Annotated in this window: 12 protein-coding genes; 5 read left to right on the top strand and 7 right to left on the bottom strand. The window is 72.9% G+C overall.

Going from position 1 to position 16,812, the window contains the following annotated elements; genetic code table 11:
- Nucleotides 1-124: 124 nt before the first annotated feature.
- Complete coding sequence (locus tag ACGFYQ_RS12290; protein ID WP_393742759.1) at nucleotides 125-655, top strand: DUF6817 domain-containing protein; 531 nt, start codon at nucleotides 125-127, stop codon at nucleotides 653-655.
- Nucleotides 656-661: 6 nt separating this feature from the next.
- Here the strand turns inward: ACGFYQ_RS12290 and ACGFYQ_RS12285 are convergent, their stop codons facing one another.
- The gene (locus tag ACGFYQ_RS12285; RefSeq protein WP_393742757.1) at nucleotides 662-3,883 is read right to left on the bottom strand and encodes a TIM-barrel domain-containing protein; all 3,222 of its coding nucleotides are present in this window, start codon (nucleotides 3,881-3,883) and stop codon (nucleotides 662-664) included.
- Nucleotides 3,884-4,129: 246 nt separating this feature from the next.
- Between ACGFYQ_RS12285 and ligA the strand changes: the two genes are divergently transcribed.
- Entirely contained in the window at nucleotides 4,130-6,190 is a 2,061-nt protein-coding gene (ligA, locus tag ACGFYQ_RS12280; protein ID WP_393742755.1) for an NAD-dependent DNA ligase LigA, read from the top strand.
- On the opposite strand, the gene ACGFYQ_RS12275 is transcribed toward ligA, so the two are convergent.
- The 4 genes from ACGFYQ_RS12275 to ACGFYQ_RS12260 form a co-directional block, all read right to left on the bottom strand.
- Nucleotides 6,180-6,386, bottom strand: a complete 207-nt coding sequence (locus tag ACGFYQ_RS12275; RefSeq protein ID WP_393742753.1) for a hypothetical protein — start codon at nucleotides 6,384-6,386, stop codon at nucleotides 6,180-6,182. The two genes, ligA and ACGFYQ_RS12275, sit on opposite strands and share 11 nt — an antisense overlap.
- A gap of 159 nt (nucleotides 6,387-6,545) precedes the next feature.
- Entirely contained in the window at nucleotides 6,546-8,339 is a 1,794-nt protein-coding gene (locus ACGFYQ_RS12270; RefSeq protein WP_393742751.1) for an ABC transporter permease/substrate binding protein, read from the bottom strand.
- Nucleotides 8,339-9,391, bottom strand: a complete 1,053-nt coding sequence (locus ACGFYQ_RS12265; RefSeq protein WP_393742749.1) for a glycine betaine/L-proline ABC transporter ATP-binding protein — start codon at nucleotides 9,389-9,391, stop codon at nucleotides 8,339-8,341. The genes ACGFYQ_RS12270 and ACGFYQ_RS12265 overlap by 1 nt, the downstream gene beginning before the upstream one ends.
- 180 nt (nucleotides 9,392-9,571) lie before the next feature.
- Nucleotides 9,572-10,513: a SigB/SigF/SigG family RNA polymerase sigma factor gene (locus ACGFYQ_RS12260; RefSeq protein WP_393742747.1), complete on the bottom strand. Its 942-nt coding sequence runs from the start codon at nucleotides 10,511-10,513 to the stop codon at nucleotides 9,572-9,574.
- A gap of 145 nt (nucleotides 10,514-10,658) precedes the next feature.
- On the opposite strand from ACGFYQ_RS12260, the gene ACGFYQ_RS12255 reads away from it, so the two are divergent.
- Nucleotides 10,659-11,057, top strand: a complete 399-nt coding sequence (locus tag ACGFYQ_RS12255; protein ID WP_393742745.1) for a MarR family transcriptional regulator — start codon at nucleotides 10,659-10,661, stop codon at nucleotides 11,055-11,057.
- Nucleotides 11,058-11,134: 77 nt separating this feature from the next.
- Nucleotides 11,135-12,697, top strand: a complete 1,563-nt coding sequence (locus tag ACGFYQ_RS12250) for a S8 family serine peptidase (RefSeq protein ID WP_393742743.1) — start codon at nucleotides 11,135-11,137, stop codon at nucleotides 12,695-12,697.
- Nucleotides 12,698-12,730: 33 nt separating this feature from the next.
- Here ACGFYQ_RS12250 and ACGFYQ_RS12245 read toward each other — a convergent pair whose 3' ends face one another.
- Together ACGFYQ_RS12245 and ACGFYQ_RS12240 are read right to left on the bottom strand one after the other, a co-directional pair.
- Complete coding sequence (locus ACGFYQ_RS12245) at nucleotides 12,731-13,495, bottom strand: GntR family transcriptional regulator (protein ID WP_393742741.1); 765 nt, start codon at nucleotides 13,493-13,495, stop codon at nucleotides 12,731-12,733.
- 124 nt (nucleotides 13,496-13,619) lie between these two features.
- Nucleotides 13,620-15,179, bottom strand: coding sequence for an IucA/IucC family protein (locus tag ACGFYQ_RS12240; protein WP_393742739.1), 1,560 nt, complete (start codon nucleotides 15,177-15,179; stop codon nucleotides 13,620-13,622).
- 106 nt (nucleotides 15,180-15,285) lie between these two features.
- Between ACGFYQ_RS12240 and ACGFYQ_RS12235 the strand changes: the two genes are divergently transcribed.
- Nucleotides 15,286-16,800: an IucA/IucC family protein gene (locus ACGFYQ_RS12235; protein WP_393742737.1), complete on the top strand. Its 1,515-nt coding sequence runs from the start codon at nucleotides 15,286-15,288 to the stop codon at nucleotides 16,798-16,800.
- Nucleotides 16,801-16,812 lie beyond the last annotated feature (12 nt).

Below are 16,812 nucleotides of genomic sequence, written 5' to 3'. Positions count from 1 at the left end.
CTGGATCAAGATCAGTGCAGGGCCCGGGCGGCAACCCGTCCCCGCCTTCGCCATCGTGGTCCGGACCACCGGCTCGGGGCGGGGACGGGTGCCGACCCACCACCACCTCCGAAGGGACACGACCGTGCCGGACGAAGCCGTCGCGTGGCTGCGGGAGCTCGGCGCCGAGCGCATCGCGCATCCCGGCGGGACCCTCTTCGCCCACCTGGGGCGCGTACGGGAGCTGCTCGTCGCTTGGGGAGCGCGGCCCGTGCTCCAACGGGCCGGCCTGTGTCACGCGTTCTACGGAACGGACGGCTTCGCGACCGCCCTGCTTCCCGTCACGCGGCGGGCCGAGCTGGCCGCGGTCATCGGGGCCGAGGCCGAGGCGATCGTGTACTTCTACGCCGCTTTCGACCGGACGGCGTCCTATCCGCTGTTCGGCGACGGGGAGGCGGCCGTACGGGACCGGTTCACCGGCCTCGTCCACTCCCCCGCCCCGGAGTTGCGCCGGGACTTCGCCGAGCTGTCGGCCGCCAACGAACTCGACCTCGCGCGGACCGACCCCGCCTTCCGGGAGGCGTACGGCGCCGAACTGCTCTCCCTCTTCGGCCGGTTCCGGGGTCTGCTGAGCGAGCCGGCCTGGCGGGAGTGCCAGGCCGGGCTCGGCGGGTGAGCGGGGTCAGGGGGTGAAGGTCCAGCGTTGAGCCGGGGTGTTGTCGCAGGCGGTCCGGGTGAGGACGGTGCCGTTGGCGGTGGCGGAACCGGCCGGGGTGAGGCATTGGCCGGCGTTGCGCAGGGTGCTCTGGGGGCCTGCCTGCCAGGTCTGGCCGGCGCTGCCGTTACAGGTCCGGATGCTCACCCGTGAGGCGTTCGCGGCGTCCAGGCAGACGCCGCCGAGGCCGGTGAGGCGGCCGTCGGGCTGGAGGGTCCAGCGTTGGTTGGGGCCGCCGTGGCAGGTGTAGAGGGTGGGTTCGGTGCCGGGGGTGGTGGCGCTGTGCGGCAGGTCCACGCAGCTCGCCGAGGCGGCGTTGACCAGGGTGGCGTCGGCCGGGTACGGGGCCGGGCGCCCGGTGAGGGTGATCTCGGCGGCGCTGGTCCAGGGGCCGCGGGCACCGGCCTCGGTCAGTGCCTTGAGGCGCAGGTAGCGGCCGCTCTTCACGGACAGGGCGGTGGTCTTGGCCGCGGCGGTGTCGGCGAAGGTCCCGCTCGCCACGGGTGGGCCCCAGTCGGCGGTGGTGTCGGAGACGTAGACCTCGTACCCGCCGATGCGGCCGTTGACGCCGCCGTCCTGGCGGGGGAGGTAGCCGAGGCCGTCCACCGCGTAGCGGGCGCCGAGGTCGATCTGGATCTCGTGCGGGAGCGGGGCGGGCTTCGAGGAGGACCAGGCGGTGTGCCACATCGTGGCCGGGTTCCCGTCGAAGGCGTTGGCGGCGGCCCCGTTCTCGGCGCCGGTCTCCTGGCTGTCGGCCGAGACCAGGGACCAGCCCGACTGGGCGATGGGGGCGGAGGTGGGCAGGGCGCCGGCCGGCGGGATGCCGGTGCCGGTGGCCGAGACGCTGAACGCGCCCGTCTTCGTACCCGTCTTGACCCACAGGACGCCGGAACGGTCGGAGGCGTCGAAGAACCAGCCGGACGCGGCCGCGTCATAGGCGGACTTGGAGGCCAGGCGCGTCAGGGCGGCGCCGTCCGCGGTGAGGGCGGTGGGCGCGGAGGCGACGTGGAGGGTGAACTCGTAGCCACGGGAGGCCGGTTTGCCGGCATAGCTGCCGGTGGAGGCTCCGACGGAGACGGTGACGGTGCCGGAGCCCGCCGTCGGGGCGGTGACGTCCACCTGCTGGCGGGCGTAGGCCCCGGACTGGTAGGCGCGGGTGCGGCCGTCGTCCTCGTAGAGGCTGAAGGAGGAGTTGCCGCGCGGGTGGATGTCGTAGGTGAGGGTGGAGACGGGCTTCTCCCCCGTGTGGTTCATCTGCGGCCACATCGGCACGATCGCGCCGCCCTTGACGAAGAGCGGCAGGGTGTCGAGCGGGGCCTGGTAGCCGTTCAGCCAGCCCGGGCCCGCGTACGTGCGGCCCGTCCAGTAGTCCGTCCAGCTGCCGGCCGGGAGGTAGATGCCGTCCCGGACGGTGGTGTCGGAGACGACGGGCGCGACCAGGAGGGAGTCTCCGGCCATGAACTGGCCGCTGGTGAGGTTCCCGCGGGCCACCGGGTCGTCGGGGTACTCGAGGACCATCGCACGGGTGCTGGGCACGCCGGTCTCGTTCGCGGTCCTGCTCATCGTGTAGAGGTACGGCATCAGCCGCATCTTGAGCTGGAGGTACTTGCGGTTGATGGAGAGGTACGGCTCGGCGAAGCGCCAGGGCTGCTTGTCCTGGTATCCGGCGGACGGGTTGACCGCGCCCCAGCCGGACATCGTCATGAAGGCGGGGGTGAACGCCTTCCACTGGAGGTCGCGGGTGTACGTCTTGGGGCTGCCGCCGAAGATGCCGTCGACGTCGCCGGCGGCGTAGTTGATGCCGGACAGGCCCGCGCCGGTGATGGCGGGGACGTGCCAGCGCATGTCGTCCCAGGTGCCGTAGGTGTCGCCGGTCCACACGACGGCGTTGCGCTGGGTGCCGGCCCAGCCGTCGACCGTCCAGACGTAGCGCCGGGCGTCGGAGTTCTTCTCTATGCCGTCGACGGCCTGCTGCACGCCGTTGAAGGCGTACTTGTAGCCGCTGCCGATCCAGGCCACGTCCGTCTTCACGCCCCGGCTGCCGGCCGTGCCCACCTCGTCGGCGATGGAGCCGAGGCCGGTGGAGGTCCACAGACCGGTCTGGAAGCCCTTGGCCTTCAGCGCGTCCACCGTCGACTTCAGCGGCGCGGTGTAGCCGCAGCCGTAGCCGTCGTTGGGCAGGAACCAGCCCGAGGGCATGTCGGCGGCGCGGGCGTCGGTCGCGTACCCGACGACGTCGGGGGTGGTCTGGTGGCGCGCGCGGTTGTGGTCGCCCTGGTAGTCGGGGTTGGAGGCGTTGAAGCAGTCGGCGTTGCCCAGCTCGAAGCCCCACATCGGCGCCATGAACGGTTTGCCGCTGACGTCGGTGTACCCGTCGAGCACCGATTTGAGGGAGTCGCCGGTGAAGTACCAGGCGTCGAAGCGCTTCTCGTCGTGGGTGAGGGCGGTGGGGGCGTTGAAGGCGTAGGAGCCCGGGGCCCAGGTGTTGCGCATGACGCCGTAGCCGTTGGTGGACATGTAGAAGGGGGCGGGGCTGGCGTTGTTGTTCTCGCGCCACTTGTTGTCGACGGCCACGGGGACGGTCTTGCCCCGCAGTGCCCATTCGCCCAGGCGCAGGCCGGTGCCGTAGAACTGCTCGTCCGCGCCCCGGGCCAGGTACTGGGTGGTCTGGCTGCCGGTCCAGCTGGTGGGCTGGGTCTCCTGCCAGACGGGGGTGGTGTTGTCGGCCCGGTAGACGGAGAACTGGAGGGGGGATTTGTTGACCCGGATGGACAGGGCTCCGGTGGTGATCCGGTAGTACGTGCCCGCGTCGGTCCAGTTCGTCGTGACGGGACCGAAGTCGGTGGTGGGGGCGAGATCGGTGCCGGCGGGGTCGTTGGTGAAGGCGCCGTCGGGCGAGAGCCAGAGCCGGAAGATGTCGGCGCGGGCGACGACCACGCGGGCCTTGGCTCCGCTGGAGGCCGTGACGGTGAAGGTGTTCCCCGCCTGGCTGAAGCCGGTGACATTGCCTGCCGTGGCCGTGGCCCCGGCGGGCGACGCGGCGGCGGGTGAGGCGGCCGGTCCGGCGGCGGCCAGGCCCGCGACGGCGAGGGCGGCGGCGAACAGGGCGGCCGGGGTGCGCCGCCGCCGGGGTGTGCGGGCCGGCCGGCCCTGGCGGCCTGGGGTCCTGCGGATGCCTGGCAGTCTCATGGGGCAGCTCCTCGTGCGGTCCGGATCGCGGACACACCGCTTTGGCATGCACCTGGCAAGATAGCGCTCCGCCGGAACTTCCTGAAGGAAGATGCTCGAAGTCGCATCCCATCAAGCATCTTTGCGCAGATCTCCGCAGCGCGTCACCCCTCACAGGTCCGTCCGTTCCAGCAGAACCGGGGGCCGCGGCGATGCGCCGGACCGTCGTCGGAGGCCGTTGTCAGACCCCTGCGCGAGGATCAAGGCATGACGACGACCACCGCTCCCGCCCTGGCCGACCGCGACGAGTACGCCGACGCGATCGGCGCCGCCCTGAGGGCCTCGGCCGCCTACTACGGCACCGGGGAATCCGCCCTGGACGACGCCTCGTTCGACCTCCTCCTCGGCCTGATACACGCCTACGAGGAGCAGTATCCGGAGCACATCGACCCCGCCTCGCCGACGGGGAAGGTGGCGGGCGGGGCCGTACCGGCCGGGGACGTCGCGCACACGACGGCGATGCTCTCGCTGGGCAACGTGTTCGGCCCGCAGGACCTGCTCGACTGGGAGGCCTCGCTGCTGCGGCGGCTCGGGACGCCGGTCGCGGGCGGGTACGCGGTCGAACCGAAGCTGGACGGGGCCTCGTTGGCCGCGCGGTACCGCCGGGGCCGGCTGGTCCAGCTCGTCACCCGGGGCAACGGGACCGGCGGCGAGGACGTCTCGCACGCGATCGGCACGATCGCCGGGCTTCCCCGTGAGCTGGCCACGGACGTCTCCTTCGAGGTGCGCGGCGAAGTCCTGCTGACGGCGGAGCAGTTCGAGCGGGCGAACGCGATACGCGCCGAGCACGGGGCCGGCCCGTTCTCCAATCCCCGCAACGGCGCGGCCGGCACACTGCGGGCCAAGGGGCGCCCGTACACGGTGGAGATGACCTTCTGGGCCTTCGGGGCGGTCGAGCTCGACGGCGGTACCGCCCTTCCCGGAACCAGCCACTCCGAGGTCATGGCCCATGTCGCCAGGGCGGGCGTCCGGACCGCGGCGGCCACCCCTGCCGGTCTGACCGTGGTGGCCACGGTCGCCGAGGTGCAGGAGCAGGTCGACCGCATCGCCGCGCTCCGCGCCGGGCTGCCCTTCGGCATAGACGGGGTGGTGGTCAAACTGGACTCCCTGGCCGAACAGGCCGCCGCCGGCACCGGATCGCGCCACCCGCACTGGGCGACCGCGTACAAGCTGCCTGCCGTGGAACGGCGGACCCGGCTGCTCGACGTGACCTGGTCGGTGGGGCGTACGGGGGTGCTCGCACCCACCGCGGTCCTCGAACCGGTGGAGATCGACGGCTCGGTGGTCCGGCACGCCACACTCCACAACCCCGCCGACATCGAGCGCCGCGGGCTGCGCCTCGGCGACATCGTGACCGTGTACAAGGCGGGGGACGTCATCCCGCGCGTCGAGGCCCCGGTGTTCGAGCTGCGCACGGGTGCGGAGCGTCCGATCGAGCCGCCGGCCGTGTGCCCGGGCTGCGGCGGGGAGATCGACCGGTCCCAGGAGCGGTGGCGCTGCGCGCAGCCCGCCGACTGCGGGCGGATCGCCGCGATCCTTTACGCCGCCGGGCGGGACCAGCTCGACATCGACGGCCTGGGTGAGAGGTACGTACGGGCGCTGGTCGAGGCCGGTCACGTCCGGGACGTGGCGGACCTGTTCACGCTGGACGAGGCGCGGCTCGCCCGAGCCGCCGGGAGCGAGAAGCGGGCGGCGAAGCTGGTGGAACAGATAGAGGCCGCGAAGGGCAGGCCCCTGTCCCGGGTGTTCTGCGCGCTCGGCATCGTCGGCACGGGGCGGGGCATGTCCCGGCGGATCGCCCGGCACTTCGGGACGATGGAGGCCGTCCGGGCCGCCGACGCGGCTGCGATGACGGAGGTGGAGCTGGTCGGCGACACGAAGGCGGCCGCCATCGTCGCCCAGGTCGCGGAGCTCGGGCCGGTCATCGACAAGCTCGCGGCCGCCGGGGTCAACCTCACGGAGCCGCAGGCCGCACCCTCGGCCGGCGGGGACGGGACCGGGGACGGTGCCGGACCGCTGGCCGGTCAGACCGTGGTGGTCACGGGCAAGATGGTGGGCGCGCTGGCCGCGTACGACACCCGAGACAAGGTGCGCGAGCTGATCGAGCGGGCGGGCGGGAAGTCGGCGAGCGGCATATCCGGGCGGACGACCCTCCTGGTCGCGGGCGAGAAGGCGGGCGGCAAGGTGGCCAAGGCCGAGGAGGCCGGGATCGAGATCGTCGGCGAGGAGTCCTTCGCCGGGCGCGTCGCCGCCTTCCTCACAGTGTGACGGCCAGCACCGGCGGGGCCGGTGAGGTCCAGCGGTGACCACAGGGGTCGAAGACCAGCACCACCGGCTCTCCCGGCCGCTGGCGCCACGCGATGCGTTCCGGCGTGCCCGCGCACACGGGACAGCGAGGCAGCGGGCCGGGCTCCGCAGGGCACTCGGGTGCGGCCGCGAGCGGCGTGGAGTGCGGATCGCGCATGGACGCTCCCTGGTCGTGCGGTTGGCCTGATCGCACTGTGCCATGCCGCCAGGGGCCGCCACCAGGCCCGATGCCGTCCGGCCGAAGGCACCGGCGGGCGCCGGACCTCGTAGGGTCCCGCGCCCGCCGGTCCCGCGAGAGCGCCGGTGTGCCTCGGGGTCAGGCCAGTTCGCCGACCTCGGGGTGCTCGGCCAGCCAGGCGCGGACCGCCTGCTGCTCCTTGCCCTTGCCGGTGTCCTGGATCTTCGCTTCCAGGCCGGTCAGCTGCTCCTCGGTGAGCTTGAAGGAGCTCAGCCAGCGCGCCACGTCCGGCTCGTCGGCGGCGAAGCCCTTGCGGGCCAGGGTGTGGATGCCGTCGCCCTTGCCCCAGACGCCCTTGGGGTCCTCCAGCTTGGTCAGCTCGTACGAGGAGTACGCCCAGTGCGGGGACCACAGCACGGTCACGACGGGCTCCTTCTTGTCATGGGCCCGTTTGAGCTCGGCGAGCATGCCGGGGGTGGAGCCGTCGACGACCTGGTACTCGCCTTCCAGGCCGTACTCCTTCAGGACCTTGTCCTTCAGGATGGACATGGCGCCGGCGCTCGGCTCGATGCCGATGATCCGGCCCTTGAACTCCCCGGACTTGCCCTTGAGGTCGGCGAGCGAGCGCACGTCCTTCACGTACGAGGGCACGGACAGCTCCAGCGAGGTGGAGCCGTACCAGGAGCCGAGGTCCTCCAGCTTGTTCCCGTACTTCTCCCAGTACTGGGCGTGCGTGACGGGCAGCCAGGCGTCGGTCTGGAAGTCGAGCTGGCCGCCGGCCAGGCCGGTGTAGAGGGCGCCGGCCTCCAGCTGGCGGGCGTCGACCTTGAATCCGCGGCGCTCCAGCAGCTCCTTCCACAGGAAGGTGGAGGCGATGCCCTCGTCCCACGGGATGTAGCCGATGGAGACGGTGCGGCCCTTGCCGATGTTCGCGGCGCCGGCCGGTCCGTCCTCGGTGGCCTGGCCGCGGAAGGTGCTGAGCCCGCCCGCGACGAGGGCGAGGACGACGGCCCCGGTGATCGCGTAGGCGGGCTGGGGGCGGTGGTTCCACAGCTTGGCCGCGCCGGTGGCGGCGGACCGCGCCTTGGCCAGGGCGCGCCGGCCGAGCGGGGAGACCTGGCGGCCGAGCGCCCCCGTCATCCGGTCGAGGTACATGGCCAGGATGACGATGGAGACGCCCGCCTCGAAACCGAGGCCGATGTCGACGTTGCCGATGGCGCGGTAGACGGCGCCGCCGAGCCCGCCGCCGCCGACCATGCCGGCGATGACGACCATGGACAGGCCGAGCATGATGACCTGGTTGACGCCCGCCATGATGGTCGGCAGGGCCAGCGGCAGCTGGACGCGGACCAGGGTGTCGCGCGGGGTGGTGCCGAAGGCGTCGGCGGCCTCCACCAGCTCCGCGTCGACCTGGCGGATGCCGAGTTCGGTCATCCGTACGCCCGGCGGCAGCGAGAAGATGATCGTCGCGATGATGCCGGGCACCACGCCCACCCCGAAGAAGATGATGCCGGGAATGAGGTAGACCATGGCGGGCATGGTCTGCATGAAGTCCAGGACGGGCCGCAGGACGGCGCTGACCCGGTCGGAGCGCGAAGCCCAGATGCCGAGCGGGATCGCGAAGAACAGCGTGACGAGGGTGGCGACCAGGACCAGTGACAGCGTCGACATGGCCTCGGGCCACAGCCCGACGGAGTCGACGAGCGCGAAGCCGGCGAAGGCCAGCAGCCCCGCGAGGAGACCGCGCAGCCACCAGGCGGCCAGCGCGAGGATGCCCGCGAAGAGCAGCGGGGCGGGGGCGGAGAGCACGGCGTCGATGCCGTCGTAGAGGCCGGTCACGACCGCGCTGACGGCGTCGAACAGCCAGGACAGATGGCGCTGGAGGAAGTCGACACCGCTGTCGACCCAGGCGCCGAGGTGCAGGCGGGGCATCAGGCTGCCACCTCCACGCAGGCCATCGGGGGCCTGTGTTCGTCGCCGAGGAAGGCGACGAGGCGGTCCTGCGGTACGGAGCCGATGACGGCGCCGTCCTCGTCGGTGACGGCGACCGGGTGCGGAACGCGTGCGCTGACCGCGCACAGGTCGGCGAGCGCTGTGCCGGCGCTGACGGTGGGGCAGCCGCAGGCGTCCGCCTCGGCGGGCGCCTCGTCCATGACGGCGTCGGCCGTGAGCACGCGCGAGCGGTCCACGTCCTGGATGAAGGAGGCGACGTAGTCGTCGGCGGGGCGCATGAGGATGTCCTCGGCGGTGCCCTGCTGGACGATGCGGCCGTCGCGCATGACGGCGATGCCGTCGCCCAGGCGCATGGCCTCGTTGAGGTCGTGGGTGATGAAGACGATGGTCTTCTTCAGGCGCCGCTGGAGTTCGAGGAGCTGGTCCTGCATGTCGCGGCGGATCAGCGGGTCGAGGGCGCTGAAGGACTCGTCCATCAGCAGCAGGTCGGCGTCGGTCGCGAGGGCGCGGGCCAGACCCACGCGCTGCTGCATGCCGCCGGAGAGCTCGTCGGGCCAGGACTTCTCCCAGCCGCCGAGCCCGCACAGCGCCAGGGCCTCGGCGGCCCGCCGCTCGCGCTCGGCCCGGGGGACGCCCTGGACCTCCAGTCCGTAGCCGGCGTTCTCCAGGACGTCGCGGTGCGGGAACAGCGCGAAGTGCTGGAACACCATGCTGATCTTGGTGGAGCGCACGCGGCGCAGCTCGCGCGGGCTGAGCGCGGTGAGGTCCTCACCGTCGAAGAGGATGCGTCCCGAGGTGGGCTCCAGCAGTCCGTTGAGCATGCGCAGCAGCGTGGACTTCCCGGATCCCGACAGCCCCATGACGACGAATATCTGGCCCGGCTCGACGCGGAAGGAGGCGTCGATGACCGCGGCCGTCGTTCCGCCGGCACGCAGCTCGTCGCGGCCGGTGCCGCCTTCGAGCGCACGCACGGCTTCGCCGGGGCGTCTTCCGAACACCTTGTAGACGTGTTCGGCCTGGAGTGTGGACACATGTACCTCGCGGGTCGTACGGGTACGGCGCGCACCGGGCGGGGCCGGCGCGGGCCGTGGAGCGGGACGGGATCCGCCCGCGTGCGCCCCGCCTCCGGCACCATGTGCCGGAGAGCAGGGTTCCGCTCCAGCCGCGCTTGTGCCCCGCATTCACCTGAGCAAACGCAAAGGTGATCTACCTCACGCGCGCTCGGCGCCCGTGGCCTCCGGCCGGTCCTCCAGCATCGACGCGCGCAGGTGTCCGAGGAGCCGGGTCAGCAGCCGCGAGACCTGCATCTGCGAGATGCCGAGGGCGGTGCCGATCTGGGCCTGGGTCAGCTCCTCGCCGAAGCGCATCCGCAGCATCCGGCGCTCGCGGTCGGTGAGCTGTTCCAGCAGCGGGGCCAGGGTCTGGATGTCCTCGACCAGTTCCAGGGCCGGCTCCTCCTCGCCCATGACGTCGGCGAGGGTGTGCCCCTCGGTCTGGCCGCCGCCGTACTCGGAGTGCGCGGCCTGCGGGGCGTCCAGGGAGCCGCTGGTGTGGCCGTTGGCGGCGAAGAGACCCTCTATGACCTCCTCCTCCGTGAGGCCGAGGTGGCCGGCGAGGTCCGCGACGGTGGGCGAGCGGTCGAGCTCGATGGTCAGCGACTCCTTCGCCTTCGCGATGTCGATGCGCAGCTCCTGGAGCCGGCGCGGGACGCGGACGGCCCAGGAGGTGTCACGGAAGTGCCGCTTGATCTCGCCTGTGATGTACGGCATGGCGAGCGTGGAGAACTCGTTCTCGCGGGCCGGGTCGAACCGGTCGATGGCCTTGATCAGGCCGATGGTGCCGACCTGGACGATGTCGTCTATGTCACCACCGTCGCCGCGGTTGCGGAAGCGGCGCACGGCGTACTGGACGAGTGAGGCATTCATCTCAATGAGGGTGTTGCGGACGTACTGGTACTCCGGGGTGCCCTCGGTCAGTTCGCGCAGCCGCCGGAAGAAGACCTTCGACAGCTCCCTCGCGTCCGCCGGGGCCACCTCGCGAGGCTCGTCGATCCGGGGCAGGCCCGCGAGGCGAGCCGCTTCGGCGCTCCGGCGGGGGGAGGGAACTGCGGCGGATACGGCGGCGGTATGGGGGGACGGGGCAGGGACCGGCATGGGGTTCGCTCCTTGGGCTGGTCGGCTTGCGGCGCGGGACCTTGACTGCCGTAGATGGTGGACCCCTTCTGGTCGTACGTCAAGAATTACCGGAAATGCATTTCACGTCTTGCAACTCATGAATCGTGTATCGCATCATGACCGCATGGGGAGCATGTCTCAGCGACAAAAATGGACATTCCTGACTAATCACGCCCGCGTTCTGGTGACCATCGCCCGGGACCCGGCCGTGCGGCTCAGGGATGTCGCCGCCGTGTGCGGACTGACCGAACGCACCGTGCAGACGATCGTCACCGATCTGGAGACGGACGGATATCTGCGGCGCGTCCGCGACGGCCGGCGCAACCGGTACGACATCTCCCCCGGCGCGGTCTTCCGCCACCCGGCCGAGGCGGGTGTCCAGGTGGCGGGCCTGCTCGCCCTGCTGACGGGCGCCTCCGCGGACCCCGACGCTCCGCCGCCGACCCCTGACATGACCGACGAGGAAGCCACCGAGCTCCTGGGCATCGCCCCGGTCCCGGACCTCGCGGCGGAGACCTCCTAGACCCCTCTTCCCTCTCGGACCCCAGCGGCCCCCGGCCCCCTTGTGCCGTGCTCGGCGGCGGCCCCAGCCTTGGCCGCATGACCACGAGACCGTACTTATGGCGGCGCTGCGGCGCCGCTCTCGCGCTGGCCGCCGCGCTCGCGCTCGGGGTGGACACCGGGGCTTCGGCGGCGAGTCCGCCGGAGGGGGCCGTCCGCTACGCGGGCGCGCCCGGAGCCGTCGCCGGAAGCTACCTCGTCCTCCTCGACCCCGCCCGCGCGAAGTCCCGTACCGCGCGGGGCCGGACCGTCGTCGAACGCTCCGGCGGGACGATCGGCCGCACATACGACGCCGCGCTGAACGGGTACTCCGCCCAGCTGACGGAGCGGCAGGCCCGGCGGCTCGCCGCGGACCCCGCCGTCGCCGAGGTGGTGCAGAACCGCAGGCTGAGGCTCGACGCCACCCAGCCGGACCCGCCCTCCTGGGGTCTGTCCCGGATCGACCAGCGGCGCCTGCCGCTGGACACGGCCTACACCTACCCGGACTCGGCCGGTCAGGGCGTCACGGCGTACATCGTCGACACCGGCGTCCACATCACCCATGAGGACTTCGGCGGTCGGGCCTCGTACGGCTACGACGCCATCGACGACGACACGACCGCCGAGGACGACCACGGCCACGGCACCCATGTCGCCGGTACGGTCGCGGGCTCCACGCACGGGGTGGCCAAGCAGGCGAAGATCGTCGCGGTCCGGGTGCTCGACTACACGGGCCAGGGCACCACGGAGCAGGTGGTGGCGGGCATCGACTGGGTGACCCGCAACGCGGTGAAGCCGGCCGTGGTGAACATGAGCCTGGGCGGGGACCCCGACGACGTGCTGGACGCCGCCGTCCGCAACTCCATCGCCTCGGGGCTCACCTACGCGGTGGCCGCCGGCAACCAGGACATCGACGCCTCGGGCCACTCCCCCGCCCGGGTCGGGACGGCACTGACGGTGGGGGCGGTCGGCGACTACGACCACCGCGCCTCCTACTCCAACTACGGGCCGCTGGTGGACCTGTTCGCCCCCGGGGACGACATCAGCTCGGCCGCGTACTTCTCCGACGACTGGTACATGACCATGTCGGGCACCTCGATGGCCACCCCGCACGTCACCGGCGCTGCGGCGCTCTACCTCGCCACCCACCGGACGGCGACCCCGGCCCAGGTCGGCGCGGCCCTCACCACCTACGCCAGCACCGGATCGGTCATCGACCCCGGCCCCGGCTCCGCCAACCGGCTGGTCCACACGGGCGGTTCACCCCAGCGGCCGCCTGGCAAGCGGTTCGCGAACACCACGGACCTCCCGGTGGCCGATCTGGCGACCGTCGACTCCCCCGTGACCGTGAGCGGGGTGTCCGGCCGGGCCCCGGCGGACCTCGACGTCGAGATCGCCATCAAGCATCCGGACGTCGGGGACCTGCGGATCGACGTGATCGCCCCGGACGGCACGGCCTACCCCGTCAAGGACGAGTGGGAGGCATGGATCGAGACGGACTACACCGTGGTCCACGCGATCGACGCGTCCTCGGAGACCGCGAACGGGGTCTGGCGGCTGCGCGTGTTCGACACGCGCAGCGACCACACCGGCTACATCGACTCATGGGCCCTGCGCTTCTGAGCCCTCCACGCCGTACGAGTCAGGCAGCACGCGTCACGGAGTACGCGTCACGGAGTACGAGCGCTCCGGGTCGCGGTGGAAGGTCAGCCGGTCCCAGGTGGGGAAGGCCAGATCGGTGACGGCCAGCAGCCGGCCGGAGGCGTCGTGCAGGGTGCGGCGCACGGTCAGGCCGCAGGCCTGGGACACGGCGGCCGGCGGATGGGTGGTGCGGGTCATGGTGAGGGTCTCGGCGATCCGGCCGTCCGCCGCGGCCCGGTCGAGCCAGTGGTGCAGGGGTGCCAGGTCCTCGTCGCGGACCACCGCCGGCCGGTCGCGGTAGCGGGCCAGTTCGGGACTCCGCGCGACGGCACCCGGGCTGAGGTACGTGACCGCGTGCCGCAGCGCCTCGCCCGCCGGGCCGCGTTCGCGCCGGTGGTGGACGAGGGTGCGCTCCCCGCCGCTCATGCCGAGCAGCGCGGCGAGCGAGGGCGGCACGGTGACCAGCGTGAGCCAGCTCTGCGCGGGAGCGGGAGCGGGGGCGGCGGCCGGGGCGCGGCCCGGCGCGGCGGCCGAGGCGGCCGCGGCCACGGACCGGGTGCCGCGGCGGCCGGTGACGACGAGGCCGTCCTCGCGCAGGTGCTGGAGCGCGGCCCTGATGGTCTGCCGGTTGACCTGGTAGCGGGCGGCCAGGCTGCGTTCGGACGGCAGTCTGCCGTCGGGGGTATGCGCGATGCGGTCGAGTTCGTGGCGCAACGCCGCGGCGATCCGCAGGTACTTGGGCATGGCGGCCGGGCCGCCGCCCCGCGAAGGGGAGGACATGGCTTCTCCTCTGACGGGTGGTCAAGGACTGCGCGGTCTGCCCGACCAACGTAGCATTGGTCTATACCTGTGAGTGAAGGGGATGTGCGGAACCGGCACCACCTTGGCCGGATTCCGACAGGGCCTACCCCCGCAGCGGGTTCGGCAGCGGCAGGTAGCGGGCGTCCGCGCCGTCGGCCCGGGTCCAGCGCAGCAGCAGGTTGGTCTTGGCCGGCAGGGAGGGCGCGGCGAGCAGCTCCGCGATCTCGGGGAGCCCGCGCGTGGTGTCGTAGCGCACGAACTCCTCCCGTACGGCGGGCCACACGAGCGCGGAGAGGTCCGGATGCCGCTCGCACAGCGCTCTCGCGATCTCCGCCAGGTGGTTGACCACCAGGCAGTAGACCAGCCGCTGCCAGGCCGCCGCGCGCTCCATGTCGGGCAGCAGCTTGACCCCCTCCGCGTCGCGGAAGAGGGCCTGCACCGGCATGCCCGCCGCGTCGACGGCGACCAGCGTGTTCTGGAGGTGCGCCTCCAGCACGACCCCGTGGCGGGCGAACAGCTCCAGCACCGGCGGAACGACGTGGCGCAGGTACGCCCGCCACCAGGCCGCCGGGTCGGCGGTGCCCGCCAGCGGGCTCCCGGCGTAGCCCTCGGCGAGCGCGGCGGCCAGCAGCGGGGTGGCCCCGGGCGCGGCGTGCGCGTGCCCGTCGTGAAAGCCGTCCCGGACCAGCACGGCGAGTTCCTCGAAGGCGAAGGCGGCGGTGCGGTAGCCCCGGTCGGCGAGCCAGGCCGCTTCCGAACCGGTCCGGCGCAGCGCGGCGAAGCCGGCCTCGACCGCCGCGTCGGTGCGGCGCAGTTTCAGCAGGTCGTGCCGCCACAGCCGGCGCACGTCGTTGGTGATCCGGACGTCCAGGCTGAACTTCACGAAGAGGTCGGCGGACCGGTCCGGCACGTACAGGGTCCGGATCGAGGCGGTCGGCCAGGCCGGCCGGCGGCTCTCCCCGAGCCGCAGCAGCCGCCCGTCGGCGAAGGCCTCGCGCACCGGCGGTCGGGAGCCGATCAAGTCGAGCTGCCAGGGATGGGCGGGCAGGAGCCGGTAACCGGCGGGCGGGCGCGGGCCGTCGAGGGCGTCCGCGAGCGAGTCGATCGCCAAGGCTGCGGCCGGTCCGCCCTCCTCGGCCACCAGGTCCTCGCGCAGCCCGAGGAAGGCCACCGGGAAACGGGCGTGGGCCTCCGGCGCGTACGGCAGCCAGCTCCCGGCCGGCGCCCCGCCCCGGGCCTTGGGGGCGGGGTGGTTCGGGTGGCCCATGACCAGGGACTGCTCGGAGAGGAGGTACGGGTCCGCCGGGGGCTCGGCGGCGGCGCGGGCGGCCAGCAGCGTGGCGATCGTGTCCCGGCTGTCGGTGATCTCGACCGGGAGTTCGTCGTTCGGTACCCCGGTGTACCGGCCCAGCTCGTCGGAGGTGAGTTTGACCAGCTCGGTGTGGCTGAGCGGATGCCAGCCGTCCGCCCTGCGCAGTTCGGAGCGCACCGGCCTGCGGCCGCCCCGCACCCGGAGCAGCCGCCCGCTGCCGCGCAGCCGGTGGACTCCCGCACCATGCTCCTCGGCGGGTTCGGCGGCCTCCCGGAGCAGGCAGTTGAGGAGCGGGGTGGCGGCGTAGGCGTCGGCGGCGGCGTTGAGGTCCACTGGTTCCATTCGGTCCATCCGGTGCGCCGGGGTCGCGGGACGCGACCTCCGGCCGTGATCTTCAGTATCCGCGATGATGAGGTGATCATCCGGTCGAGCGACATCCCGAGCTGCGGAGCCTCCGATGTACTTTCCCGCCTCCCCCGCCGAAGAGGCATGCGCCGCGGAACTGGCCGCCGTGCGTCCCGCGCTCGGACCCGCCTACCGCGCCGCGCTCGACGGCGCCCGGGCGGCCGTCCTGACCCGGCTGTGGCGGGCGCTGGCCTTCGAACCGCTGCCGTGGGTGGCCGGCCGCGAGCCGGGTTCCGCCAGTCTGGCGCTGCTGCTGGCGGGCGGCGGGCGGCTGGAGGGCCCGCCGCCGGACGCCTACGCCACCGACGCGTACGTGGCGGAGCTGCTGCTCGACGGCAAGCCCTACCGGCAGGCCGCGCGGCTGGTGGCGGCGCTGGGGGTGCCGCACGGGGAGGAGTTCGCCGCCGAGCTGGACGGCAGCACGGCCTCCCTCGCGCTCTCCCGGGCCGGACAGCCGCCCGCCGGCGAAGACGTCGCCGCGCGGACCACCTGGCAGTGGGAGCAGCGCGTGGTCGACGGGCATCCTTACCACCCGAACTGCCGTTCCCGTCCCGGTTTCTCGGTGGCCGAGCAGCTGGCGTACGCCCCCGAGCACCGCCCGGTGGTGGAGCTCGGCCTGGTCCCCGTACGGGCCGAGGAGTGCCTGGTCACCGGCGACTGGCCGGCGGAGCTGCGGGACGCGGCGCGGATCCTGGTCCCGGTGCATCCCTGGCAGGCGGCGCACACGCTCAAGCACGAGCGGGTGCGGGAGGGTTTCGCGGCGCATCCGCTGATGGCCCTGCGCACGCTGGCGCCGGTCGATGGCGGGGCACACGTCAAGACGGCGCTGAGCACCCGGCTGACCTCCTCCGTACGGGACATCTCCGGCTACTCGGTCGAGACGGCGGCTGCCGTCTCCGACTTCGCCCAGGCGCTGTCCGAGCGGCTCGACGGCCGGCTGCACTTCACCCGCACCCTGGGCGCGGCCACCGCGCACAGCCCGGACCTGGCGGCCGTGCTGCGGGAGCCGCCGGAGGTGTACGCGGACGCCGCCGCCGGTGAGCGGGTGCTCCCGGTGGCGGCCCTGGCCTGGTTCCCGCAGGCGCGCTCGGCGGCCTGGCGGGCCGAGTTCGCCCGGCTCGCGCTCTCGGTGTGCCTGCGCGTGCTGGAGCTCGGGGTGGCACTGGAGGCCCACGGCCAGAACCTGCTGGTCGTCCTCTCCGCCACCGGCGCCCCGCTGCGGCTGGTCTACCGCGACCTCGCCGACATCCGGATCAGCCCGGCCCGGCTCGTCCGGCACGCGCTCCCGGTGCCGCCCCTGTCCGGCAGGCTGATCACCGACGACGTGACCGTGCTGCGGCGCAAGCTGTTCGGTTCGCTGCTGACCGGGGCGCTCGGTGCCACGGCGGGCTCGGCCGGGGCCTTCGCCGACGCCTTCGCCGAGGCGGCCGGTCTGCCGGCCACCTCCGACACCGAGGCGCTGCTGGCGGGCGGGCTGCCCACCAAGGCGCTCACGCTGATGCGGCTGAGCCCCGGCGTCCCGGGTGACCAGTGGGCGGAGCTGCCCAATCCGCTGAGCGGGGGATGAGCCGGAGCGCCG

This window comes from Streptomyces sp. NPDC048258 (assembly GCF_043201995.1).
Classification (GTDB): Bacteria; Actinomycetota; Actinomycetes; order Streptomycetales; family Streptomycetaceae; genus Streptomyces.
This window is presented reverse-complemented; position numbering and strand designations above follow the sequence as displayed.